Origin of the sequence: Streptomyces ossamyceticus (assembly GCF_001418475.1) — a bacterium.
Classification (GTDB): Bacteria; Actinomycetota; Actinomycetes; order Streptomycetales; family Streptomycetaceae; genus Streptomyces; species Streptomyces ossamyceticus.
In genome coordinates this window covers 1-2417 of the sequence record NZ_LIQX01000198.1, presented here as the reverse complement: position 1 = coordinate 2417, position 2417 = coordinate 1, and the positions used below count along the sequence as shown (strand labels likewise).

The following is a 2417-nucleotide window of genomic DNA, read 5'->3' as shown; positions in this document are numbered from 1 at the left end:
GTGCCGGGGGCGGGCAGAATGGCGGTCATGTCGTCGCGTCGCAGCCCCAAGGGCCGTTCGAAGCCCTCGTCCCGGTCCGCCGCCAGTTCCTCGGCTCCCGGCGGGGTGCCGTCGAGGGCGGCCGGTCCGTGCCCGTGCGGTCTTCCGGGCACGTACGCGGACTGCTGCGGCCGTTTCCACGCCGGGCCGGCCGGCGCCGCGACCGCCGAGGCCCTGATGCGGTCCCGGTACAGCGCCTTCGTCGTCGAGGACGAGGCGTACCTCCTGCGGACCTGGCATCCGCGCACACGTCCGGCGCACCTCGACCTCGACCCGGGCATGCGCTGGACCGGCCTGGAGATCCTGGGCACGAGCGAGGGTTCGGCGTTCCACACCACCGGCACGGTCACCTTCCGCGCCTCGTTCCACGGCGGCGCCCTGCACGAACGCAGCCGCTTCGAGCGGGTGGCCGGGGCGTGGGTGTACGTGGACGGGGAGTTCCTGGAGTCATGACCCGGTACTTCGACCCGCTGAGCGTGATCGGTGACCACCGCGACTCGTTCAAGGGACAGTGGGACGACCGGCTGTGGCTGAACGTGCCGGGGCCGCTGTACGGCGGGGACACCGACACGTGCTGGACCGGGCGGCTGCACGCACCCGGCCACGTGCTCTACGGGGGCGACCACGCCACCGAGTACGTCTTCCGTCAGCCGAGGACGGTCGCGGAGACGGCCCGGCTGGTCGAGGCAGCCGAGAGCGACCCGTTCGCCGGATACGGCTGTGACGGGGACGCCTGGTGGACGCCGGGCCTCGTGCGGCAGTGGTGGCGTGATCGGGGGCGGGTCACGGAGTACCTGGCCGGCCGGAGGAGCGAGTGGGACGAGTTCGACGCCGGGTCGGGGCAGGGAATCGCCCTGGCCGTGCGGGACTTCGAGGCCTACATCGCCGGCGGGCTCGCGGACGATCTCCGCGTCTACCTGTACTGGCTGGAGGAACGACACTCCCCCGGCGTCGGTGACCCGTTGCCGGAGCTGTAGCCGCGGGCCTCAAGGGGCCAGTATGTCGAGTTCCTTCAGGGCGCCCTCGGTGATCTCGCGGGTGAGGTGTTCGGCGCGGGTGGCGTCGCCCTCGCGGATGGCCTCGGCGACCTGGACGTGGAGAGTGACGGCGGCGGGGTCCGGGTCGTCGAACATGACCTCGTGGTGGGTACGGCCCGCGAGGACCTCCTCGACGACGTCGCCGAGGCGGGCGAACATCTCGTTGCCGGAGGCGGTGAGGATCAGCCGGTGGAAGGCGACGTCGTGGAGGAGGTAGCCCTCCAGTTTGTGTCCGCGTGAGTGGGCGACCATGCCGATCGCGCACTCGGTGATCGCGGCACACTGCTCGGCGGTGGCGTGGGTCGCGGCAAGGGCCGCGGCGACCGGCTCGACCGCCGAGCGCAGGACGGTCAGCGAACGCAACTGGCGGGGGCGGTCGGCGCCCGCGAGACGCCAGCGGATGACCTGCGGGTCGTAGACGTTCCAGGCGGCGGCCGGGCGGACGGTCACCCCCACCCGGCGGCGGGACTCGACCAGGTGCATCGACTCCAGCACCCGCACCGCCTCCCGCATCACGGAACGCGACACCTCGAACCGCTGGGCGAGTTCATCGGTGCGCAGGACGCTGCCCGGCGGGTACTCACCCGCCGTGATCGCCGGGCCGAGCGTGTCCAGTACTCGGCCGTGCAGCCCCCGGCCCGGTGTGGTCATGGGGATCAGGGTACGAGGCGAAGAGGGCTTGGAAAAAGTCAGGTTTATTTGACGCAAGGGCTTGAATTAGTCGTACCTAATGGGCTTCAGTGTCGTCGACGTCGACCGACGTCCCAGATGTCGACGAGGACAGCGAGGTAGCGATGCGCACCCTTCCCGTCGTCGTGGTGATGGGCGTGGCGGGGACCGGCAAGACGACGATCGGTCCCCTGCTCGCGACCCGGCTCGGCGTTCCGTACGCCGAGGGCGACGACTTCCACCCCGAGGCCAACATCGCGAAGATGTCGGCCGGGACACCGCTGGACGACGCGGACCGGTGGCCGTGGCTGGACGCCATCGGCGCCTGGGCGCGCGGCCGGGCCGGGCTCGGCGGGGTGGTCAGCTGCTCGGCGCTGAAGCGGGCCTATCGGGACCGGCTGCGGTCCACCGCGCCCGGTCTGGTGTTCGTGCACCTCGCTGGTGACCGGGCGCTGATCGAGGACCGTATGGCGCACCGGCAGGGGCACTTCATGCCGACCGCGCTGCTCGACTCGCAGTTCGCCACGCTGCAACCGCTGGGGGCGGACGAGGCGGGTGTCGAGGTCGACGTCTCGGGCGACCCCGAGGAGATCACCGGACGGGCGGTCGCCGCGCTGCGAGCGGGGCTCGACCCGGCGTCGTGACCGACCCGTCTCCCCGGCCCCCCTTCCC

4 protein-coding genes are annotated in these 2417 nt (G+C 71.9%); 3 read left to right on the top strand and 1 reads right to left on the bottom strand.

Features of this window, described 5'->3' with window-relative positions; genetic code table 11:
- The first annotated feature begins 27 nt into the window (after positions 1 to 27).
- Positions 28 to 492, top strand: a complete 465-nt coding sequence (locus tag AOK15_RS16165; RefSeq protein WP_157870262.1) for a YchJ family protein — start codon at positions 28 to 30, stop codon at positions 490 to 492.
- Positions 489 to 1016 (top strand): hypothetical protein, encoded by a 528-nt coding sequence (locus tag AOK15_RS16160; protein WP_055517303.1) that lies wholly within the window; start codon positions 489 to 491, stop codon positions 1014 to 1016. The genes AOK15_RS16165 and AOK15_RS16160 overlap by 4 nt, the downstream gene beginning before the upstream one ends.
- A 9-nt stretch (positions 1017 to 1025) precedes the next feature.
- Here the strand turns inward: AOK15_RS16160 and AOK15_RS16155 are convergent, their stop codons facing one another.
- Positions 1026 to 1727, bottom strand: a complete 702-nt coding sequence (locus AOK15_RS16155) for a FadR/GntR family transcriptional regulator (protein WP_055517301.1) — start codon at positions 1725 to 1727, stop codon at positions 1026 to 1028.
- A 143-nt stretch (positions 1728 to 1870) separates the two neighbouring features.
- Here AOK15_RS16155 and AOK15_RS16150 point away from each other — a divergent pair, with 143 nt between their 5' ends.
- Entirely contained in the window at positions 1871 to 2389 is a 519-nt protein-coding gene (locus AOK15_RS16150; RefSeq protein WP_205632143.1) for a gluconokinase, read from the top strand.
- Positions 2390 to 2417: the final 28 nt, after the last annotated feature.